Source organism: Deinococcus peraridilitoris DSM 19664 (assembly GCF_000317835.1).
In the GTDB taxonomy this organism is placed as follows: Bacteria; Deinococcota; Deinococci; order Deinococcales; family Deinococcaceae; genus Deinococcus_A; species Deinococcus_A peraridilitoris.
Genome location: NC_019793.1, coordinates 2,573,748 through 2,592,279, shown reverse-complemented (window position 1 = coordinate 2,592,279; position 18,532 = coordinate 2,573,748). Strand labels below are relative to the sequence as shown.

At 65.0% G+C, this 18,532-nt stretch carries 18 protein-coding genes; 7 read left to right on the top strand and 11 right to left on the bottom strand.

Annotated elements, in window-relative coordinates:
• Positions 1–59: 59 nt before the first annotated feature.
• The 3 genes from rpmH to yedA form a co-directional block, all read right to left on the bottom strand.
• Positions 60–203, bottom strand: coding sequence for a 50S ribosomal protein L34 (gene rpmH / locus DEIPE_RS12620; RefSeq protein ID WP_015236351.1), 144 nt, complete (start codon positions 201–203; stop codon positions 60–62).
• Between the two features lie 124 nt (positions 204–327).
• Positions 328–888 carry an antibiotic biosynthesis monooxygenase gene (locus DEIPE_RS12615; protein ID WP_015236350.1) on the bottom strand — a complete coding sequence of 187 codons (561 nt, stop codon included), beginning with the start codon at positions 886–888 and terminating at the stop codon, positions 328–330.
• Between the two features lie 22 nt (positions 889–910).
• A complete protein-coding gene (gene yedA / locus DEIPE_RS12610; protein WP_015236349.1) occupies positions 911–1,789 on the bottom strand; it encodes a drug/metabolite exporter YedA in 879 nt (292 codons plus the stop codon).
• An 87-nt stretch (positions 1,790–1,876) separates the two neighbouring features.
• On the opposite strand from yedA, the gene DEIPE_RS12605 reads away from it, so the two are divergent.
• The 3 genes from DEIPE_RS12605 to DEIPE_RS12595 all read left to right on the top strand — a co-directional run bounded on the left by DEIPE_RS12605 (position 1,877) and on the right by DEIPE_RS12595 (position 4,305).
• Complete coding sequence (locus DEIPE_RS12605; RefSeq protein ID WP_015236348.1) at positions 1,877–2,338, top strand: Lrp/AsnC family transcriptional regulator; 462 nt, start codon at positions 1,877–1,879, stop codon at positions 2,336–2,338.
• Positions 2,339–2,453: 115 nt separating this feature from the next.
• Complete coding sequence (locus tag DEIPE_RS12600; protein ID WP_015236347.1) at positions 2,454–3,392, top strand: carbohydrate kinase family protein; 939 nt, start codon at positions 2,454–2,456, stop codon at positions 3,390–3,392.
• Position 3,393: 1 nt separating this feature from the next.
• The gene (locus tag DEIPE_RS12595; RefSeq protein WP_015236346.1) at positions 3,394–4,305 is read left to right on the top strand and encodes a pseudouridine-5'-phosphate glycosidase; all 912 of its coding nucleotides are present in this window, start codon (positions 3,394–3,396) and stop codon (positions 4,303–4,305) included.
• Positions 4,306–4,422: 117 nt separating this feature from the next.
• Here DEIPE_RS12595 and rlmB read toward each other — a convergent pair whose 3' ends face one another.
• Positions 4,423–5,142, bottom strand: a complete 720-nt coding sequence (rlmB, locus tag DEIPE_RS12590) for a 23S rRNA (guanosine(2251)-2'-O)-methyltransferase RlmB (RefSeq protein WP_015236345.1) — start codon at positions 5,140–5,142, stop codon at positions 4,423–4,425.
• A 329-nt stretch (positions 5,143–5,471) separates the two neighbouring features.
• Between rlmB and DEIPE_RS12585 the strand changes: the two genes are divergently transcribed.
• Together DEIPE_RS12585 and DEIPE_RS12580 are read left to right on the top strand one after the other, a co-directional pair.
• Positions 5,472–5,792, top strand: a complete 321-nt coding sequence (locus DEIPE_RS12585; RefSeq protein ID WP_015236344.1) for a PadR family transcriptional regulator — start codon at positions 5,472–5,474, stop codon at positions 5,790–5,792.
• A gap of 32 nt (positions 5,793–5,824) precedes the next feature.
• A complete protein-coding gene (locus DEIPE_RS12580; protein WP_157448858.1) occupies positions 5,825–6,964 on the top strand; it encodes a permease prefix domain 1-containing protein in 1,140 nt (379 codons plus the stop codon).
• 630 nt (positions 6,965–7,594) lie between these two features.
• On the opposite strand, the gene nadA is transcribed toward DEIPE_RS12580, so the two are convergent.
• From nadA to DEIPE_RS12560, 4 genes are all read right to left on the bottom strand, one after another.
• A complete protein-coding gene (gene nadA / locus DEIPE_RS12575; RefSeq protein ID WP_015236342.1) occupies positions 7,595–8,572 on the bottom strand; it encodes a quinolinate synthase NadA in 978 nt (325 codons plus the stop codon).
• The gene (gene nadC / locus DEIPE_RS12570) at positions 8,569–9,417 is read right to left on the bottom strand and encodes a carboxylating nicotinate-nucleotide diphosphorylase (RefSeq protein WP_015236341.1); all 849 of its coding nucleotides are present in this window, start codon (positions 9,415–9,417) and stop codon (positions 8,569–8,571) included. The genes nadA and nadC overlap by 4 nt, the downstream gene beginning before the upstream one ends.
• 39 nt (positions 9,418–9,456) lie before the next feature.
• Positions 9,457–11,022 (bottom strand): L-aspartate oxidase, encoded by a 1,566-nt coding sequence (locus DEIPE_RS12565; RefSeq protein ID WP_052326794.1) that lies wholly within the window; start codon positions 11,020–11,022, stop codon positions 9,457–9,459.
• 361 nt (positions 11,023–11,383) lie between these two features.
• Positions 11,384–12,979, bottom strand: coding sequence for an FAD-binding oxidoreductase (locus DEIPE_RS12560; RefSeq protein WP_015236339.1), 1,596 nt, complete (start codon positions 12,977–12,979; stop codon positions 11,384–11,386).
• 188 nt (positions 12,980–13,167) lie between these two features.
• Between DEIPE_RS12560 and DEIPE_RS12555 the strand changes: the two genes are divergently transcribed.
• Positions 13,168–14,130, top strand: coding sequence for a CvpA family protein (locus tag DEIPE_RS12555; RefSeq protein WP_157448857.1), 963 nt, complete (start codon positions 13,168–13,170; stop codon positions 14,128–14,130).
• A 256-nt stretch (positions 14,131–14,386) separates the two neighbouring features.
• On the opposite strand, the gene DEIPE_RS12550 is transcribed toward DEIPE_RS12555, so the two are convergent.
• The 3 genes from DEIPE_RS12550 to DEIPE_RS12540 form a co-directional block, all read right to left on the bottom strand.
• Positions 14,387–15,232, bottom strand: a complete 846-nt coding sequence (locus DEIPE_RS12550; protein ID WP_015236336.1) for an alpha/beta hydrolase — start codon at positions 15,230–15,232, stop codon at positions 14,387–14,389.
• A 169-nt stretch (positions 15,233–15,401) separates the two neighbouring features.
• The gene (locus tag DEIPE_RS12545) at positions 15,402–16,115 is read right to left on the bottom strand and encodes a carbonic anhydrase (protein WP_015236335.1); all 714 of its coding nucleotides are present in this window, start codon (positions 16,113–16,115) and stop codon (positions 15,402–15,404) included.
• A 225-nt stretch (positions 16,116–16,340) separates the two neighbouring features.
• Positions 16,341–17,441 (bottom strand): tetratricopeptide repeat protein, encoded by a 1,101-nt coding sequence (locus DEIPE_RS12540; RefSeq protein WP_015236334.1) that lies wholly within the window; start codon positions 17,439–17,441, stop codon positions 16,341–16,343.
• Between the two features lie 150 nt (positions 17,442–17,591).
• On the opposite strand from DEIPE_RS12540, the gene DEIPE_RS12535 reads away from it, so the two are divergent.
• Entirely contained in the window at positions 17,592–18,518 is a 927-nt protein-coding gene (locus tag DEIPE_RS12535) for a DMT family transporter (RefSeq protein WP_052326793.1), read from the top strand.
• Positions 18,519–18,532: the final 14 nt, after the last annotated feature.

Genomic DNA, 18,532 nt, shown 5'->3' with positions numbered 1-18,532 from the left:
CGGGCCAAAGCCCGCTCGTCTGGCGTCCCGTGGATGCCGGTGTTCGGTGCGGATCGCCCTTACTCGTCGGAGACGGTCAGCTGGGTGCGGCCCTTGGCGCGGCGGCGCGCCAGGATGCGGCGACCGGACTTGGTGGCCATACGGGCACGGAAACCGTGGGTTTTGGCGCGTTTGCGGGTGTTGGGTTGGTACGTGCGCTTCATGATTCCTCCTTCACGGTCTTCCAAGGTCTACAGTCACGAGGCGCTGACGCCCTGGAGCCGGAGCATACAAAATCGCCCCTGAAGGGCAAGCTTGAAAATTCTAGCATGGTCTCCTTCGCGCGCGCTAGCCTGCGCCGCCCGGCGAAAGCCAGGACCGGAAGACGCGGGTCACCATGGGCATCACGGCGTAGGTCATCACCACAACCACCAGCACAGCCAGCAGCAACAGGCGCAGGGCCAGCGGCCAGGACGACAGCAGCGGGGAAAGCAGCACGTTGAGAAGCAGGTTCAGGGGGTAAAGTGCCAGCACGGTCAGGGCGGCCATCTTCCAGCGGGGTGGCTGGCGCAGGGTCGGCGAAGCGGGAGGCGTGAACCAGAACTCCAGGCCCGCGAGTTGCTCGGTGGGCTGGCCCTCGATCAGCTCGCGTCCCTGTTCGAGCAGCTCGGCGCGCACCCGTGACTCCTGCCAGCTGCGCAGCTCCCGGTAACTCGCAAAGCGCACGACCATGGTGTACGGTCCACCCGATCCGCCCGGCGGGCGCAGTACGCCGATGCCAAGGTGGCCGGGGAAGTCGCGCGCCGCGCGGTTGAGGGTGGCGGCCCAGGCTTCGAAATCCGCTTCACGGCCACGGCGGACGTTCCGGGTGACCGACAGGGTCACCGGGCCCGCTTCGGAGTCACTCACCCCTTCAGAATAAAGGCGCCGTTCAAGACTTGCGTGGCCACGCGACCAGCACGACGCCGAACAGAATCACGGCCAGGGCCGCCCAACCAAGGGTCGTGAGCTGCTCGCCGCCCAGGCCGACCCCGAGCGCGACCGCGACAATGGGATTCACGTAAGCGTAACTGGTCGCCACCGCCGGGCGGACATGCTGCAGCAGGTAGCCATAGGCGCTGTAGGCCAGCATCGAGCCAAAAAAGATCAGGTACACCAGCGCCCACAAACTCGCCGGGGTCGGCACCTGCCACGATTCGCGCATCAGGAGGCTCAGCACCAGCAGCACTGCGCCTCCCGTGAGCATCTCGGCCGCCGAGCCCATCAGGCCGCTTGGCAGACGCAGCTGCTTGCCCCACATGCTGCCAAAGGTCCAGCACAGCGGCGCCAGGATCAGCAGCAACGCGCCCAGCGGCGTGGCGCGCAAGTCACCCAGATTGAGCAGCACGATACCCGCCAGACCGATGACGATGCCCAGCCATTCGCGCCCCGAAGTCCGCTCACCCCAGATGCGCGCGAACAGCGAGGCGAAGAGGGGCGAGACGGCGATCACCATGGCCGCCACGCTGGAGCTGACGTCGCGTTCCGCGAGGGTGACAAGTCCGGTTCCGCCGCCCAGCAGCAAGGTGCCGATCATGGCACTTGAGCGCCACTCCACCGCGCTTGGCGCCTGCGCGCCCCGCCAGCGCAAAAAGCCGTACAGCAGCGCCCCCGCTACCAGAAATCGAATGGCGAGCATGCCCATGGGCGGCAGGCTGGCAATGGCCACCTTGATGCCGAAGTACGTGCTGCCCCACACGACGTACACCGTCAACAAAGCCAGAAGGACCAGCAGGCTGTAGCCACCACGCAAAGCCGGGAGAGCGCTCATTCGCCCATGATAGAAAGCGATCCTTGATTCGTACAGGCGAAATCGAAGGCAATCTCCAATATTTACTGAAGAATGTTAAGCTAAGCCATGACGCTTACCAGCGAGAAACTGCTTGACGAGACCGGCTGGGCGCTGCTGAACGAACTGCAGGCCAACGCCCGCATCCCCTTCAGTGAACTGGGGCGCAAAGTGGGCCTGTCCGCGCCCGCCGTGGCCGAGCGGGTCCGGCGCCTGGAAGACGCCGGCATCATACAGGGGTACCGGGCCGAACTCGACTTGGGCAAGCTGGGACTGGCGCTGCAGGCCTACATCCGCATCTCGGTCGAGAATTCACGCGACGACGCTTTCCTGCACAAGGTAGCAGAGCTGCCCGAAGTGCGCGGTTGTGACCGCGTCACGGGCACCGACTGCTACTTCATCAAAGTGGCCGTAAGCGGTGTGGGGCACCTGGAACAGGTCATCACCGGCTTCAAGGCTTACGGTTCGCCGGTCACCTCCTTGATTCTCTCGTCACCCGTGCCGGCGCGCGGCGTCGCGCCGCGAAGCTGAAACGCCCGGGTGCCGCGAAGCTTGCACGAGGCAAACTCCGGGCGCTAGAAGAAAGAGTGATGCTCGCTTTTTCTGCCCGGTGTCTCTTCCAGTCCGCGCCGCGCACCGTGGCCGCATGATCACCGCGCGCGCCGTGACCGTCATTGGCGGAGCGAACGTCGATGTGAAACTCACCCTGAACGCGTCGCCCGTGCCCGCCACCAGCAATCCCGGGCGATTGGACAGTTCTCCGGGTGGCGTCGCCCGCAATGTTGCCGAGAACCTCGCGCGGCTGCGCGTACCGGTGCGCCTGATCAGCGCGGTCGGCAACGACGCACACGGGGAGATGCTGTTGAGTGAAGCGCACGCAGCGGGCGTGGACGTGACCAGTGTCTTGCGGGTGAACGAACCGACCGGAACCTACACGGCCGTACTCGCGCCCGAGGGTGAACTCGTCATCGCCGTTGCGGCGATGGACGTCACCGCGCAGCTGAACGTCTCGGCGCTGCAGGCACGCCGGTCACTGCTCGAAGACAGCGCGCTCGTCATCGTGGACGGCAACCTCAGCTCAGAAGCGCTGAGCTTCGTGGGCTGCACGGCCCACGAGGCCGGCGTTCCACTGATCATCGAACCGGTCAGCGTGCCGAAAGCGGCCAAAGTGCGTGCCCTGCTGCACCTTGGCCTTCAGGTTCACACGCTCACCCCCAACTGCCAGGAACTCGAAGCCATGCTGGCGCGCCCTCTGTCCACACACGAAGACCTGCTGCGCGCCGCGCGCGAGTTGCACGGCTGGGGAGTGCAGCGCGTCTGGGTGCGGCTCGGCGCAGACGGCAGCCTGTTCTGTACAGCCCGGCACGCCGAGGTTCTACCGGCCCTGCCCGCCCGAGTAACCGACGTGACCGGCGCCGGTGACGCCATGCTGGCCGGCTACGCCGCGGCCCTGCTGGAAGGACAAAGCGACCTTCAGAGTGCCCGCTTCGGGCACGCCGCCGCCGCGCTGACAGTCGAAAGCTCGCACACCGTCTCCCCGGTCCTCACCCCGGAAGCCCTCCACGCACGCCTGAAAGGAAACTGACTTGAACACCGACCTCGTCCTGACTGCCGAAGTGCAAGACGCCCTGCGGGAAGGCCGCCCGGTGGTTGCGCTGGAAAGCACCATTATCAGCCACGGCATGCCCTACCCGCAGAACGTACAGACGGCCCGTGAAGTCGAGGACATCGTGCGCGCCCACGGCGCGGTGCCGGCCACCATCGCCGTGCTGCACGGCCAGCCGCGCATCGGCCTGAATCCCGACGATCTGGAGCTGCTCGGCACCGAGAAAGACATTCTCAAGCTCTCCCTGCGTGACCTGCCCTACGCCGTGGCGCTGGGACGCCACGGCGCGACGACGGTGGCGACCACCATGCGCCTCGCTGCCCTGGCGGGCATCGCGGTGTTCGCGACCGGAGGAACGGGAGGCGTACACCGGGGGGCGAGTGCCACCTTTGATGTGAGCGCGGACCTGACCGAACTGGCGCAGACCAACGTCGCGGTCATCTCGGCGGGCGTCAAGAGCATCCTGGACATCGGCCTCACGCTCGAGAAACTCGAAACCCTGGGTGTGCCCGTACTGGGGTACGGCAGCAGCGAGTTTCCGGCCTTCTACTCGCGGGAAAGCGGTTTCGCGGCGCCGTTGCGAGTAGACAGTGCCCAGGAGGTGGCGCGCGTGATGCAGGCCAAATGGGCCCTGGGGCTCTCCGGCGGGGTGCTGGTCGCCAACCCCATTCCGGCGGAGGCAGAAATCCCCAATCACGAAATTGCGCCCATCATCGAGCGGGCCCTGGCCGACATGGACCAGGAAGGGGTTTCAGGAAAAGACGCCACACCCTTCCTGCTGGGGCGCATCGTGAACATCACGGGTGGCGCGTCCCTCACCGCCAACATTGCGCTGGTCAAGCACAACGCGGCGGTCGCCGCCCAGATTGCCGTGGCCTACGCCAACACCTGAAACCAGCTGGGCGAGTGAACACCGATAAGGGCTGGCGGCAGATGAACGCAGGACCAGGTAAGCGGCGTGCTTGCCGTACCACTCAGGCATCCGGGCAACGCCGGGTGCCTGTCTTCCCTACCTTGAACCGGGCCGGCTCGCGAGCGCGTGGTAGATCAGGATGCTGGCCGCCACCGAGGCGTTGAGGCTCTGCACCTGACCGCGTACGGGAATGCTGACCAGCTCGTCGCACTTCTCGCGCACCAGACGGCGCAACCCCTCGCCCTCCGCGCCGATGACGAGCGCCAGCCGCCGGTCGTAATCGAGCTGACGCAGATCGCGCGCGGCTTCTCCGGCCGCCCCGTATATCCACACGCCATCTTCCTTGAGGGCGTCGATAAAGCGTGGCAGGTTTTTTACCTGCGCGACCGGCAGAAAGCTCGTCGCGCCCGCCGCCGCCTTGGCCACGGTGGCGCTCAGGGGCGCGCTGCGCCTTTCCTCGACCACCACGCCGTGTGCGCCCAGCACCTCAGCACTGCGAATGATCGCCCCGAAGTTGCGCGGATCGGTGACCCCGTCGAGCAGCACCAGCAGCAGGGTCTCCCCGCGCGCTTCCGCCCGGTCGAGCATGTCGTCGACGCTGGCCCAGGCCAGATCCTCCACCTCGGCGATCACGCCCTGATGCTGGGTGGTACCGGCCAGCTGATCGAGTTCGATGCGTGGGGCAAACTTCAGGCGAATGTCAAAGGCCTGCAGTTCCTGCAGAAAACTTTTCTCCACACCGTGCGCGACCAGGAGTTCCTGCACCAGCCCACCGCGCAGCGCTTCCAGAACGGGATTTCGACCATACAGCAACATCCTGACAGTCTAACGCCCACCTCACCGCGCGGGGGTGGCAGGTCAGGCCGACTTTCACCATGACTCGGCGGCACTGGTTCGAACACGGAGCAGCAGAATTCTGTCACCGTGACCCCATAAGAAGATGTCCCGGGACAGCAGAGGGCAAAGAGCGGCGTCTCCTGCCGTGTCGCGTGGTTGCAAGACGTTTCTCTATGCCGTTGCCCGGTGGCGTTTTCCGTTTTGTCCTTGACGCACCTACTACCAAGTCCCACTATGTAGACAGACTAGGCTTAGTAAGGTCGGCAACGCAGCGGGACGCCGGGCGCCGACGACCAGGCAGGAGCAACATGAACCCAGACCAGTTGCGCGGAAACCTCGATTTGATTCTTCTCAGCGTTCTCGACAAGGAAGCCCTCTACGGTTTCCGCATCATTCAGGAAGCCAAAGTCCGTTCTGAAGGGTATTTCGACTTCAAGGAGGGGAGTCTCTATCCGGCCCTGCACCGCCTGACCCAGGACGGCCTGCTTGGCACGGAAGAACGCGAGATTGGCCGAAATGGAAAGCCCCGAAAGTACTACTTCCTGACCGAACGCGGACGCGAAGCCCTTTCCCGTAAACGCGCAGAGTGGCGGGAATTCAAAGGCGCCCTCGACGGGCTCACCGAGTGACCCTTATGCGCCTGCGAGAGCTGCAAAGCCAGGTGGAGCTGCAACGCTACCTTGCCCTTGCCACCTGGGGCCTGTGGGGCGCCAAACGCCGCGAAGTCCGCGCCGAACTGGAAGAACATCTCCTGGAGCGAGTCGACGGTCTGATCGTCTTCGGCGTTCCCCCTTGCGAAGCCGTCTCACGCGCCATCCGAGAACTCGGACCTCCCGAAAGGGTGTGCGCGGGAATGAACCAGGTGTATCTCATGCCTAAAATCATCAAACTGTCTGCCCTGTCTGCACTGCTTGTCTCACTCGGTACGCTCGGCATGACCAGCGGCTCGGCACAGGTCGCCGTAACCAACAAATCTCCGAATCCGCCTGTCTGCGCCAAGGCGAGGAACGGAATGCAAAGCAACGACTTTATCGAAGTGATCAGCAGCAAAGGTGGTGTGTACTGCTACCGTTTCCGGCAGCCTCAGCAAAGCCAATATTATTTGAGCCTCAACAGCCTGGAACGCACGCTGAAACCTTTGGGTGTTCGAGTGCAACGCCAAGGGAACGAGACCGTTCTGACCTTCCCTGGCGCTCGCCAACCCAACCGTCTGCGGACCACGTTCTCTCGTGATGGTGACCGCTTCGCCAACCTGAGAGAGTTGCCCTTCAACTTCATGGCCACCGGACTTCCTGTCACGGTCACGGGTTGGATGAATCCGACCATCCAGGTTGGCCAGACCACGTTCACCTTGGGAGACACCCAATTAAATGCTCCGGCGTCCATCATTTACGAGAGCGTGCTGATGGACATCGGCAGTGAACTGAAGATTACCCACAAAGCCGCCAGCTTCACGAACCGCGCCGCGAATACCGACCTTGGCCCTCAGTTCTACACCCACACTGTGCGCATGAACGCTCCGGCTGGCAGCATCATCGGCATCTTTTCCCGAGACGAGCGCGGCCTTGCCCTCATCGATCAGGCGCCCCTGGGCCAGGACGGGCAAGTCGATCTGTATTCAATGCGCGACAGGCTGCAGTTTGTCAGCGACCCCAAAGAACTGACACCCTACCTGTCAGGTGGGCGTGGGCAAGCCCTGCTGGTCCGGCTCACCGGGCTGATTGCCTCGGATGACACCACACAGAAGGGCAAGTACGAAATTGTTTTACCAAGTCAGACCACGAGCGACGGCACCAAGTAGCACGCTTGCCTCAACGGCCCTGTGAATGTCTTGGACCAGCGCTTTAAAGCGTTTGTCCATTCCACCCTTGGAGGAAGACACTCCAGCAATTCCATTGTCTTGGGCAGAACGGACGCCCTTCAGGACGCCTGCCCGCTTCCAAACGCTTCTGGTCAAGGTCACTCGCTCCCCGCGCAGGCAGCGTGCCCAAAAGCGGTTTTGGCGGGCATGCCCTCAAAGCGCTTTCTTTAGAGCACTTTGAGGGCTGCTCTGCCCAAGAAGGCACTGTGCGCTCTCCGCTCGGCCGAAGACAGTGATCAAAAACCGATCAATGTCTTTGACAACCACTTTAAGTACCTCCCCTTGAGTTTTGGCAAAGCGCCAAAACTCAAGGCAGGCGAAGCGAGTAGAGGACAAGTAGGGAAAAGGTGTCTACCGCTGGTTTTGTCGTTCTGAGGTTGTTGCCAGAACGACAAAACTGAAGCGGTAGACACTCAGTGGACGTGGTGACACCCGTTCTACCCTGGAAGATCACAGGGCCGGAGCTCCATTTCCTGCAGCCCCTACCCGTATTCACTCGCCCCGCTGGGCCTTCAGGTGGCCCGGCGGAAACTTCTGACCCAGAGCCGCACGGGATCGATGGAGCTCGGGTTACCCGATTGCGATCATGCGCTCGATGGGCAAGAGCGCACGCCTGCGAATCGGCTCGGGGACAGTCACCTGACCGGACAAGTCGCGCAGACTCTCACAGATATTTTCCAGGGTGATCATTTTCATGTAGTTGCAGCAGGCTGTCTGCGCCACGGGCACAAATGTCTTGCCTGGAACCTCGCGTTCCAGGCGGTGCACCATGCCCAGTTCGGTGACCACGATGAACGATGAGGCGCTGCTCGCACGGGCTCGCGTGACCATTCCTTCGGTGGAGTACAGGCGCAAGTCCGGCACCTGCTGCAGCACCCGGGTACTGCAGCCGCATTCGGGGTGAATCAGCAGTTCCGCGTCGGGGTGCGCTTCCTGCTGCGCCGTGATGTCTTCGATACGAATTGCGGCATGGACGTGGCATGCACCATCCCAGACGTCAAGCATGCGTCCGGTCTCACGCGCGACGTGTGCAGCGAGGAACTTGTCCGGTGCAAACAGTACCGGAACGTGGTCGGGCAATGCGCTGACAATCTGCACGGCGTTTCCGCTGGTCACGCAGTAGTCGGCTTCGGCCTTCACGTCTGCGGTGGTGTTCACGTACACGACAACCACACCGTCGGGATGCGCGGCTTTCCAGTCCCGTACATCCTGTGCAGTGAGGGTATCCGCGAGACTGCACCCGGCACGCTCGTCGGGCAGCAATACGGTCTTGTCGGGGTTCAGAATCGCGGCGGTCTCCGCCATGAAATGGACGCCCGCGAAGACAATGACGTCCGCGTCCGTGCAGGCTGCCTGCCGCGCGAGGCCCAGGCTGTCGCCCACAAAATCTGCAATCTGCTGCACTTCCGGTCGCTGGTAGTTATGGGCCAGAATCACCGCGTTGCGCTCGCGGCGCAGGCGCTCGATGTCGCGGCGTATTTCGGCCTCGTCCAGGAGGGGCTTGAGCTGTAGCAGCTGGGACACGGGCGCAGTTGGGATGACGCTCATAGGTGCTCCTTGTTCACGGTGACGTTCAGGCTGATGTCAAGGCTGGGGGCCGAGTGTGTCAGAGCGCCCACAGAGATGTAATCCACACCGCTCTGGGCAACACGCGGCAGACGCTCGAGGGTCATGTTGCCACTGGCTTCCAGGGTGACGTGTGGAGCGAGTTCGTCGCGTAAGGCAACCGCCTGAGCCAGTACAGTGTCCATCATGTTGTCGAGCAGCACGCGGTCTGCTCCAGCCGTCAGCGCCTCCCTGAGCTCGTCGAGCGTCTCGACCTCGCACTCGACCTTGAGCAGGTAGGCAGACGCCCTTGCACGGCGTACGGCTTCAGCAACGCTGCCAACGGCCTCGATGTGGTTGTCTTTGATCAGAATGCCGTCGTCGAGTCCCCAGCGATGATTGCTCGCACCACCGTGACGTGTCGCCTGTTTCTCCAGGTCGCGCCACAGTGGGGTGGTCTTCCGGGTATCGAGCAGGCGTGCGCGGGTTCCCTGAAGGGCTTGTGCATGCGCGTACGTGTGTGTGGCGATGCCGCTCATCCGCTGAAGCAGGTTCAGGGCGACGCGTTCGGCTCCGAGCAGGGCGCGCATTGGGCCGCTGACCTCTCCGATCAGGCAACCGGGGGGCAGGGGTTGCCCTTCGGTGACGTGCCAGCACACCCGCACGCTGGGATCGAGCAGCGTAAAGGCCTGGGCAGCAGCGCTCAAGCCGCTGAGCAGACCTGGTTGTTTGAGCAGGAAGCTCGCATGCCCGGCTTGATCGACGGGGATGGTTCCCAGGGTGGTGGCGTCGCCACGCCCCACGTCTTCGGCGAGGGCAGCGCGTAATCGCTCTGTGAGGGTCAACATGTTCGGCTCCAAGGGTGCAGTGGTTTACAAGGAAGTGGTTTACAGGACAGTGCTGTGCGGGGCGTAGCATGCGTCTTGTTGTCGCGCGGAGTCCAGAGGCTCTCGCCACGCCCGCGTACCGTCCTGAACGACGTGGTAGGGGTACTCGCCTATTCCGGGGAAGTCGAGGCGCAGGTGCGCTCCACGCGACTCCTCGCGGGCGAGTGCCCCACGCAATACCAGCGCGCCAATGAGTGTCAAGTTTGCTGCTTCGTGCACCGCGCGATCGTCACCGTGCTGCACGGAGAGCGCCCGCGACGGGCGGGCGCTCTCCAGTTCGCCCAGTGCCGCGTGCAGGTGTCCGGCTTCGCGCTCCAGCCCTGCTGCACGGGCGAGGATGTCGCGCACCAGCTCAGGGACAACTCCAGCTGCGCCAGTACAGGCTTCGACCCGACCCGACCCGATGGACAACTCTTCAGCCGCCGCAGCCGCAGCGCGCGCTCCGAAGACCAGGCCTTCCGAAAGACTGTTGCTGGCCAGGCGGTTGGCACCGTGGAGGCCACAGGACGCAACTTCCCCCGCCGCATACAAGCCGGGCACGGTTGTACGCGCCCAGGCGTCAGTTCGCACTCCACCCATCGTGTAGTGCACCGCCGGTTGCACGGGAACGGGGTCTCGGGCGAGGTCAAGGCCCTCACGGAGCAGCCGGGCGTGCACGTTCGGGAAGCGTGAGCGAACCTCGGCAGCTCCCAAATGGGACAGGTCGAGGGTCACATTGCCGGTCCGCCTGCGCTCGGAGTGGATGCTGCGCGCGACCACGTCGCGCGGCGCAAGCTCCCCGTGCGGGTCATAAGCGGTCATGAAACGGTGACCATGTGCGTTACGCAGCACACCGCCCGCGCCGCGCGCTGCTTCCGTGACGAGCAGGCCTTCACTTCCGGCGATGACCACGGTGGGGTGGAACTGCACGAACTCCATGTCGCGCGCCTGGGCTCCCGCATTGACGGCGAGGGCCACCCCATCCCCTGTTGCCTCGCGTGGGGCGGTGGTCACCGGATAGGCACGGCCGAACCCGCCGGTGGCGAGCAGTACGCTGCCCGCCCGCACACGCCAGACACCACCGCCTTTGGGCAGGATATCGGCGCCGACCACGCGGCCCTGGTCATCGCGCAGGAGGGCACGGGCGAAGGCGTGCTCCCACACCACCACACCAGCGGCGCCCACCTGGCGTGCCAGCGTCTCGCTGATCGCGCGACCGGTTCCATCACCGCCTGCCTGGCGGATACGGGCCAGACCGTGTCCGCCCTCGCGCGCCAGGTTCGGTGCGAAGGGAACCCCGAGCCGTGCCAAAGCGTTGACGTGCGTATGGGCCTCGCGCACGAACTCGCGCACCACTGTCTCGTCGCTCAGGCCGCGTCCGGCGGTGAGGGTGTCTCGCGCGTGCGCCTCCTCGTCCCAGGCAGCAAGCGGGGCGGCCACACCGCCCTGCGCCCAGTAGGTACTGCCCCCGGTGATTGCTCTCTTGCACACCAGCACCACGCGCATTCCACGGCTGCGGGCGCACAGCGCCGCGTAAAGCCCGGCCACACCACCACCAATGATCAGTAGATCCGTCTGCTTTTCCATGGACAAGGTGTTTCCCATGGGCACGGTGCATCCTGCATAGTGGGTGAACGGATTCACAAGCAGTATCAACCATAGCACACACGAACGACCTGCCAAGATGAATTGGAGGGCGACCAACGTGAAACTCAGCAGTAAACTGCACGGCCCGCAGCAGCAGAACTGCGCCCTCTCTGAATGCACCCTCTCTTAATACAGTTGGGTTCGAAATCACCGCTCAGAATGCTAAGTACCTCCCACTTGAGTTTTGGGAGAACACCAAAACTCAAGTCGAGCGGAGGCGAGTAGGGGAAGCCTGTCTACCGCTGGGTTCTGTCGTTCTGGGTGCTGTTCCCTTCGGTGGACGAACTGAGGCGGTAGACACTTAGGACTCCGGAAACATGTTGCCCGCCGCCAGTTGCCAGGCGGGGTCGAGGGCGCGCTTCACGGCGCGCATCTGCGTCACGCCCGCCTCGCCGAACAGTTCGCGCAGCATCGCCTGCTTGACCGGGCTTTTCCCCACCCCATGCTCCGAGAGGGGCGAGCCACCCAGGCGCACCACCTCGCGGGCCAGCAGGAACAACAGCTCGCGCCCCGACTCGGCGTCCTCGCCCGAGCGCGGAAGCAGGTTGGGGTGCACGTTGCCGTCGCTGGCGTGACCGTAGATGGCGTAGTCGAGGCCACGCTCCTCGAAACCGCGGCGGTAGATGGCCATCAGCTCCGCGAAGTGCTCGAAGGGCACGATCATGTCCCCGGCGACCTTGCTGACGCGTGCATCCTGTCGCTGCGCTTCGCGGACCCGGCGGTTCACGCCGTCTGGAACAGCCTCACGGATTTTCAGCACTTCCGCCGCGAAGGGTTCTCCGGGCAGGGCGATCTGGGCGTCCTCGAAGGCGTCGTGTTCCAGCAGCAGCGTCACGAAGCGCTTCAATGGCGCGTCGGGCGCGTCGTCGTCGAAGGCGGCCTCTAGGGCGGCGCGGTGCTCGGCCAGCGGGGCCGAGGGCAGTTCGAGCTGCACGATCAGCGCGTATCCGGCCTGCGCGGGAATAAAACGGGTCAGCCCGTCCTCGCGCAGCAGGGCGAGACAGCGCCCGTCCAGGGACTCGATGGCGCTGACGTCGAGCCCGTTCGGGTCAGCGCCCTGCCAGGTCCGCTGGCTGTGCTCGCGCAGCAGGGCGACCAGGCGCAGGGCGGCGCTTTCGCCCGGCAGGGGCAGCAGCACGAAGGCGGTATCACGCAGGGGCTGGGTGCGCAGTTCGACTTCGGTCACGACGCCCAGGGTCCCTTCGCTGCCGACGAACAGATCCAGGAGGTCCATGCCCGGAGCGGCGTAGTAACCGGCGGCGAGTTTGGGCACCCGCGGCAGCGGATAAGTGGGAAGCGGAATGCGGCGCAGGCCACCCGGACCGTCAATCTCGAAAAAGCCGTCCTCGCTGGCGCGCACCTCGCCACGCCGCACCTCGAGCACGTCACCGCCCGCCAGCACCACGGTGAGCCCCTCGACCCAGGCGCGGGTGGTGCCGTACTTGTAGGTTGCGGCGCCCGCCGCGTTGTTGGCCACCGCGCCGCCCACCGTGGCCCCCAGGTAGGTGGGTGTGGCGGGGTAGGCCCGCCCATGCCCGGCCAGAAAGGCACCCAGCGTCTGCAGCGGCACACCCGCACCGACCCGCACCGTGTCCGCGCCAAGCTCCATCAGGTCGAAGCGGGCGAGGCTGAGCACCACATCACCCCGGGGCGTGCCGCCGCCCGTCAGGGAGCTCTGCACGCCGACCGGCAGCACGCGCGCGCCCGAGCGCAGCAGCCGCGCGATCTGGGCTTCCGAAGTGGGCTGAGCGAGCGCCTGCGGCTGCCCGATCAGGTGTGCCGCGTCACGCGACACGCCTTCCAGATCGAAAGGATCGCGTGACAGCGTGGGCTCGGCATCGTCGCCACGCGCAGCGCGGGCAACGGCGCGATGCGCCAGGGCAGGGCGAGAAGTCATGCCGGGAGTATAGGGGGCGTGGGTCAGGGCGCCCGGCCGCCTTGTGCAGTCAGACCACCCGGCAGACACGACGCTGCAGGGCTGGACGGGGTGGAGCCGACTGGAAGCGGTGGTCACTTCAGCTTCGCTCAAGGACACCACGCACCACGTGAACGCACACGGGCAAAACGCACGGGACAATGCAGGAGATGGAGTGGAATTTCGTGGATGTCGGGCTGATCGGGCTGATCCTCCTGAGCACACTTCAGGGCTGGCGGCATGGGTTCGTGCTGGGTCTGATCGACGTCCTGCGCCTGGTGGGCGCCTTTGTGCTGGCGCTGCGCTTCTACCCGACGCTGGCTGCGTGGCTGGGCCAGGTGGCTGACTGGGAAGAAACCTGGACAGTTCCGGCAGCCTTCCTGCTGATCTTTGTCCTCGGGGGCGCCCTGATCAACCTGATCGGGTACATGCTGATACACAAAATTCCCAGAGGCGTCCATGAAGCACGCACGAACCGTCTGCTGGGCCTGATCCCCGCCCTGCTGCAGGGCGGGCTGTTCACGGTCATCGTTTCTGCCCTGCTGATGACCTTGCCGTTGCCGGCCACCTTGAGACAGCAGGTGCGCGAAAGCCACCTGGCCAACGAACTGGCCACTTATGCCGAGCGGGCACAGGCCACGCTCAACCCGGTGTTCGGCCGGGCAGTCGAGCAGACCATGAACTCGCGGACCATTCGCCCCGACTCGGGTGAACGCGTCACGCTGCCTTTTCGGGTCACGGGCGCCCAGCCCGCACCCGAGCTGGAGGCACAGATGCTGACGCTGCTCAACCGGGAGCGCGCCGCCCACGGTCTCGCGCCGCTGCAATCCGATCCCGGGTTGACCGAAGTCGCGCGCCGTCACTCGGCCGACATGTTCGAGCGGGGGTATTTCGCACACGTCACCCCGGAAGGCAAGACGCCCTTCGACCGTCTGTCGGAGGCAGGCGTTTTTTATCTGAGCGCCGGAGAGAATCTCGCCCTGGCTCCGACGCTGCCGCTGGCACACACCGGCCTGATGAATTCACCCGGACACCGCGCCAACATCCTGCGCCCACAGTTCGGCCGGGTCGGCATCGGCATTCTGGACGGCGGCTCTCGGGGCCTGATGGTCACCCAGAAGTTCCGAAATTAAGCGGCTTGGAGCGTTTGTCCGTTCCAGCGCTGGGGATACTCGCTCCCCGCGCTGAGAGCGTGCCCGAGTGCAGGCCAAGCCCCAGTGGGCGTATCCCCCTTTGAACACCTCGAAGGTTGGCCTCTCCAGGGGCTTGCTTTCCAGGGACTTGCTTTCCAAGGGCTTGGCCTGCACGCGCTTTTGGGCACTGTGCGCTCGCCGCTCGGTCAAAAGGAGTAGCAAAAACTCGCAATCCTTTTGACCACCGCTGTATTGCTTACTTCGAGGCGGGTCGGGCGATAAAGCGTGACATGTATTTCATGGCGTCCCCGAGCGCCGAGCCCCACACATCCCAGCTGTGCCCGCCGTTCACGATGCGCAGTTCAGCCGGCTGGCCGGCGGCGCGCAGGCGTTCGTACAAATTCGTGGCGTCGCGGTGAATCAGGAAGACATCGTCATCCCCGGTGTGGATGTACATCGGAACCGGCAGCTTCTTGGCCACAAAGCGTTCGAAGAAGCGCGGGTAATTCAGTGAGGTCCACACGGCCGGATCAAACTCGTTGGTACCGAACACACCGACCACCCGCGAGGCGGAATTCTCCGGAGGTTGCGGATCGTAGATGGCGGGGCTGAGGGGTGCCGCCGCGCGGAACAGTTCCGGGTACTTCATTGCGAAGCGCACCGTACCGTACCCGCCCATCGAGAACCCCGCGAGCATCCGTCCGTCGCGGGAATTGATGGTGCTGTAGCGGGCGTCGACGTGCGGCAGCAGGTCCTTGATGAAGGCCGACTCCATCTTCTCCTGGCGGTCAACGTACCAGGTGGTGCCCGCCGAGGGCATCACGATGATGGTGGGGGGAATTTCACGGCGCGCAATCAGTCGATCGGCCAGCTGCTGAATGTTGCCCGCACTCGGCCAGCTGTTCTCGTCTCCACCGTTGCCGTGCAGCAGGTAGAGCACCGGGTACCTCGTGGTGTCCGGCTGGTAAGCGTCGGGGAGGTAGACGCTGTACGCCCAGCTTCGACCGAGTTCCCGGGACGCGAACGTCACGCTGGTGACCGACCCGGCGCCCGCGGCAGACAAAAACGTGGCAAGGACGAGCGCTTGACCCTTCGCGTTCATGGCAGACCTCCAAGTCATGGGTTCAGCGGTGCTGGCGAGGAAGCGTGACGAAACATCATGGCAGGATGTCATCAAACTACCCCGGCCACAAGGGCCGGGGTGCGGGGTCTTCAGAGAGCATGAACGCCGGATCAGACGCCGGTGTGGCGTTCTGGCAGGGACCGCAACGTTACTCGACGGCCAGATCCTCATCGCTGATCAGGAAATCCACCGCGCCGCTGCCGATCTCGTAAAAAGCACCGATGACTTTCAGGCTGCCCGCCTGGGTGGCGCGCTGCACCACCGGATTCTCGCGCAGCAGGGCCACCTGCGAGCGCACGTTGCTGATGACCGCCTCGCGCATGCGGGCCTTCTCGTCACGAATGCGGGGCATCCCACGCAACGCCGGGCGAATGCGCTCGACCAGCAGGCGTACGTTTTCGGGTTCCTCTGCCAGCACCTCGTCGCCCAGCATGGCGGCCTTGACGGCGCCGCAGCCTTCGTGACCCATCACGACCAGCAGGCGGCACTTGAGGTGCTTGACCGCGTACTCGACGCTGCCCAGCGCCGCGCCCGACGCCACGTTGCCGGCCAGCCGGATGCTGAAGATGTCACCAAAGCCCTGATCAAAGATCATCTCGGTGGGCACGCGGCTGTCCGAGCAGCCCAGCACGATGGCAAAAGGCGTCTGCGACATGATCAGCGCGCGGCGTTCGTTGACACCCAGCGACTGCTGGGTGGTCTGGCCACTGAAAAAACGGGCGTTCCCCCGCTTGAGTGCGGTGATGGCCTCGTCGGGGGTGGCGACCTGGGGGCCACCCTGCTTGGCGATGTCCTCCATCGAGGAGCGGGAACGGACGGCGTCCAGCGAACTTTCGTCGGTCATATGGGGTCGGTCGGTCATGCAGCTTCACCTCCGGGCGTCGGTCGTGACGCACCATCAAACTTCCCGTACACCTTAAAGCCCGAGCAGCGCAAAGCAAAGTGCGGGAATCTCGTCGCCCACTACGGTGATCGGCACGCCGAGCGCGGGAAGCTTCCCTGCACCGAAGAGCGCCCCATCTGGATGGTTGACCTGTAAAAGCGGCGAGGTGGGATTGGCCCGCCTTGCCGCTTCACGCCCTGGCCGCTACTGGCGGCGCTGGGCCTGCGTCAGGAAGTAGGCACTTGACTTGTCGTTGGGGTCAAGCTGCACGGCCACCTGGTAAGCCTGGGCCGCTCCCGTGAAATTGTTCTGCTCGAAGCGGGTGCGGCCCAGCCACGCCCAGGCTTTCTGGTAGGTGGGGCTTTGCTGCGTGGCACTCTCGAAGCCCTGCTCGGCGGCGGCTTTGTTGCCGCCGGTGTACTGGGTGTAGGCAGCGCGAAAGGCCCGTACGGCCTCCAGGCCGAACTGCTCGACTTCGCGGGCGAAATCGAGGTTGAATTTGTCGGCGGCGCTGGCGCCCGGTTGCGCGCTCACGGCTTCCCAGGCCTGCCGGGCCACCGCGCCCTGGCCGAGCTCCAAAGCCAGGCGTCCGACAAAGCGCTGAGCGTCGGTGAACTGCGGCGCGAGGCGCGTGGCCTGCTGAAACTCGTTCAGGGCGGCTTGCCGGTTGCCGGCCTCAAAGGCGCGGTAGCCACGACTGAACGCGCTGGTTGCCTCGGCACCAAAAGTGCTGGCGCGGCGCGCCACGCCCAGGAAGTACTGGTTGCTCTGGTCGTTCGGCGCGAGGCGGACAGCCTGTTCGTACAGGGGCACGGCGCGGGCGCTCTGGCCGCTTTCGAGCTCCACTCGCCCGCCCCAGGCGGCACAGCGCGCGTCAGGGTTGTATTCCAGGCACAGCGTGAAGGCCTGACGGGCCACGTCGAGCTGCTCGCGGCGGTAGGCGGCAAAGCCGAGGTTGTACTGCACTTCCGCCGCCGCGCGCCGAGCCTCGGCGTCGGCGTTGTTGGTCTGCAGGTAAGCGTTCCAGCTGACCTCGGCCCGTGCCCAGAAACGCGCGTCGGTGTAAATCTGTGCGCGGAGCTTCAGGGCCGTCGGGTCGCTCGGAGCGGCCTGCACGGCCTGCTCGGCGGCCTCAGCGGCCTGCTTGAAGAGGGGGCGGTCGATATTCCAGGCGTCTCGCGGGTAGGCCGCGCGGGCCTGCTGCGCGAGGTTCTGTGCGCGCTGCACGAGTTCCTGCGCGCTTTGAGCGAAGGCCGAAGTACTCAGGGCCAGGCTCAGGCCAAAGGTGATCCAGTGTCGTGTCATGCGTTCCTCCTGATGACGCCGAAGACGGGCGCCGTCGTTGAATGCCTCAGCGAACCATGCGTTGATGAGTCTTCGTGCTGAGCGGCACAACCGACCATGAGAAACCCTTGAGCCGAGCCGTCCGCCGGGCAGCTCTCTACAATGGGCGGCATGTCACGTCACGCCCTGGGCCTGGTGCTGCTCATCTTCGTCACGGCCATCTGGGGAAGCACCTTCGCGATTGTCAAGAGCGCCACCGAGACCCTCTCCCCCGCCACGCTGATCGCCTGGCGCTTTACCATCGCGGCGCTGGTGCTGCTGCCCTTTCTGTTCTCCTGGCCCCGCGTGTTCAGACGGGACAGGAGGCGTACGGATACTCCAAAAAGTGCGCTGTTCTGGAAAGACGGCCTGCTGCTGGGCAGCTGGCTGATCATCGGCTACGCCACCCAGACGATTGGGCTGCAGACCACCAGCGCCAACCGTGCGGCCTTCATCACCGGTCTGAACGTGGTGATGGTGCCCCTGTGGCTGGCCATCACTGCAGGCGCGCCTCTTCGGCTGCGTTTGTGGGGCGCGGTGGTGCTGGCACTGCTGGGTATCGGCCTGCTGTCCTGGGAAGGCGGCGCGCTCGTGATCGGCGATCTGTGGGCCTTCGGGTGCGCGCTGAGTTACGCCGGGTACATCCTGGCCCTGGAGAAAGCCGCGCCGCGTCATCCGCCGCTGGCGTTCACGGCGGCGCAGGTGATCGTGGTCGCGCTGTTCGGCTGGCTGTGGGCGCTGCTGGCGGGAGGCGTCTCGCTGGCGCCCGCCAGCACCTGGGGAGCGCTGATCTACCTCGGCCTCGCCGCGACGGCCGTCACGACCTTGCTGCAGACGCTCGGTCAGCGCTGGGTGAGCGCCACCGAAGCGGCCATCATCTACGCGCTGGAGCCGGTCGCGGCGAGCATCTTCTCGTTTTTTCTGCTGCGCGAGACGGTCGGTGCGCGCGGATTCGCCGGCGGGGCGCTGGTGGTGGCCGCCATGATCCTCAGCCAGCTTCCCGAGCGCGGCAGAAAATCTCCTCCAGGCGCGGTCGGGGAGCGGGGTCTGGCCGAGTAGGCCAGCGGGTCCGC

Coding starts and splice junctions, on each gene's coding strand:
- rlmB (WP_015236345.1), bottom strand. CDS start 5,142: ATGTTGCTGTATGGTCGAAATCCCGTTCTGGAAGCGCTGCGCGGTGGG.
- rpmH (WP_015236351.1), bottom strand. CDS start 203: ATGAAGCGCACGTACCAACCCAACACCCGCAAACGCGCCAAAACCCAC.
- DEIPE_RS12605 (WP_015236348.1), top strand. CDS start 1,877: ATGACGCTTACCAGCGAGAAACTGCTTGACGAGACCGGCTGGGCGCTG.
- DEIPE_RS12555 (WP_157448857.1), top strand. CDS start 13,168: ATGGAGTGGAATTTCGTGGATGTCGGGCTGATCGGGCTGATCCTCCTG.
- DEIPE_RS12550 (WP_015236336.1), bottom strand. CDS start 15,232: ATGAACGCGAAGGGTCAAGCGCTCGTCCTTGCCACGTTTTTGTCTGCC.
- yedA (WP_015236349.1), bottom strand. CDS start 1,789: ATGAGCGCTCTCCCGGCTTTGCGTGGTGGCTACAGCCTGCTGGTCCTT.
- nadC (WP_015236341.1), bottom strand. CDS start 9,417: ATGTTGACCCTCACAGAGCGATTACGCGCTGCCCTCGCCGAAGACGTG.
- DEIPE_RS12600 (WP_015236347.1), top strand. CDS start 2,454: ATGATCACCGCGCGCGCCGTGACCGTCATTGGCGGAGCGAACGTCGAT.
- nadA (WP_015236342.1), bottom strand. CDS start 8,572: ATGAGCGTCATCCCAACTGCGCCCGTGTCCCAGCTGCTACAGCTCAAG.
- DEIPE_RS12565 (WP_052326794.1), bottom strand. CDS start 11,022: ATGGAAAAGCAGACGGATCTACTGATCATTGGTGGTGGTGTGGCCGGG.
- DEIPE_RS12560 (WP_015236339.1), bottom strand. CDS start 12,979: ATGACTTCTCGCCCTGCCCTGGCGCATCGCGCCGTTGCCCGCGCTGCG.
- DEIPE_RS12540 (WP_015236334.1), bottom strand. CDS start 17,441: ATGACACGACACTGGATCACCTTTGGCCTGAGCCTGGCCCTGAGTACT.
- DEIPE_RS12545 (WP_015236335.1), bottom strand. CDS start 16,115: ATGACCGACCGACCCCATATGACCGACGAAAGTTCGCTGGACGCCGTC.
- DEIPE_RS12535 (WP_052326793.1), top strand. CDS start 17,592: ATGTCACGTCACGCCCTGGGCCTGGTGCTGCTCATCTTCGTCACGGCC.
- DEIPE_RS12585 (WP_015236344.1), top strand. CDS start 5,472: ATGAACCCAGACCAGTTGCGCGGAAACCTCGATTTGATTCTTCTCAGC.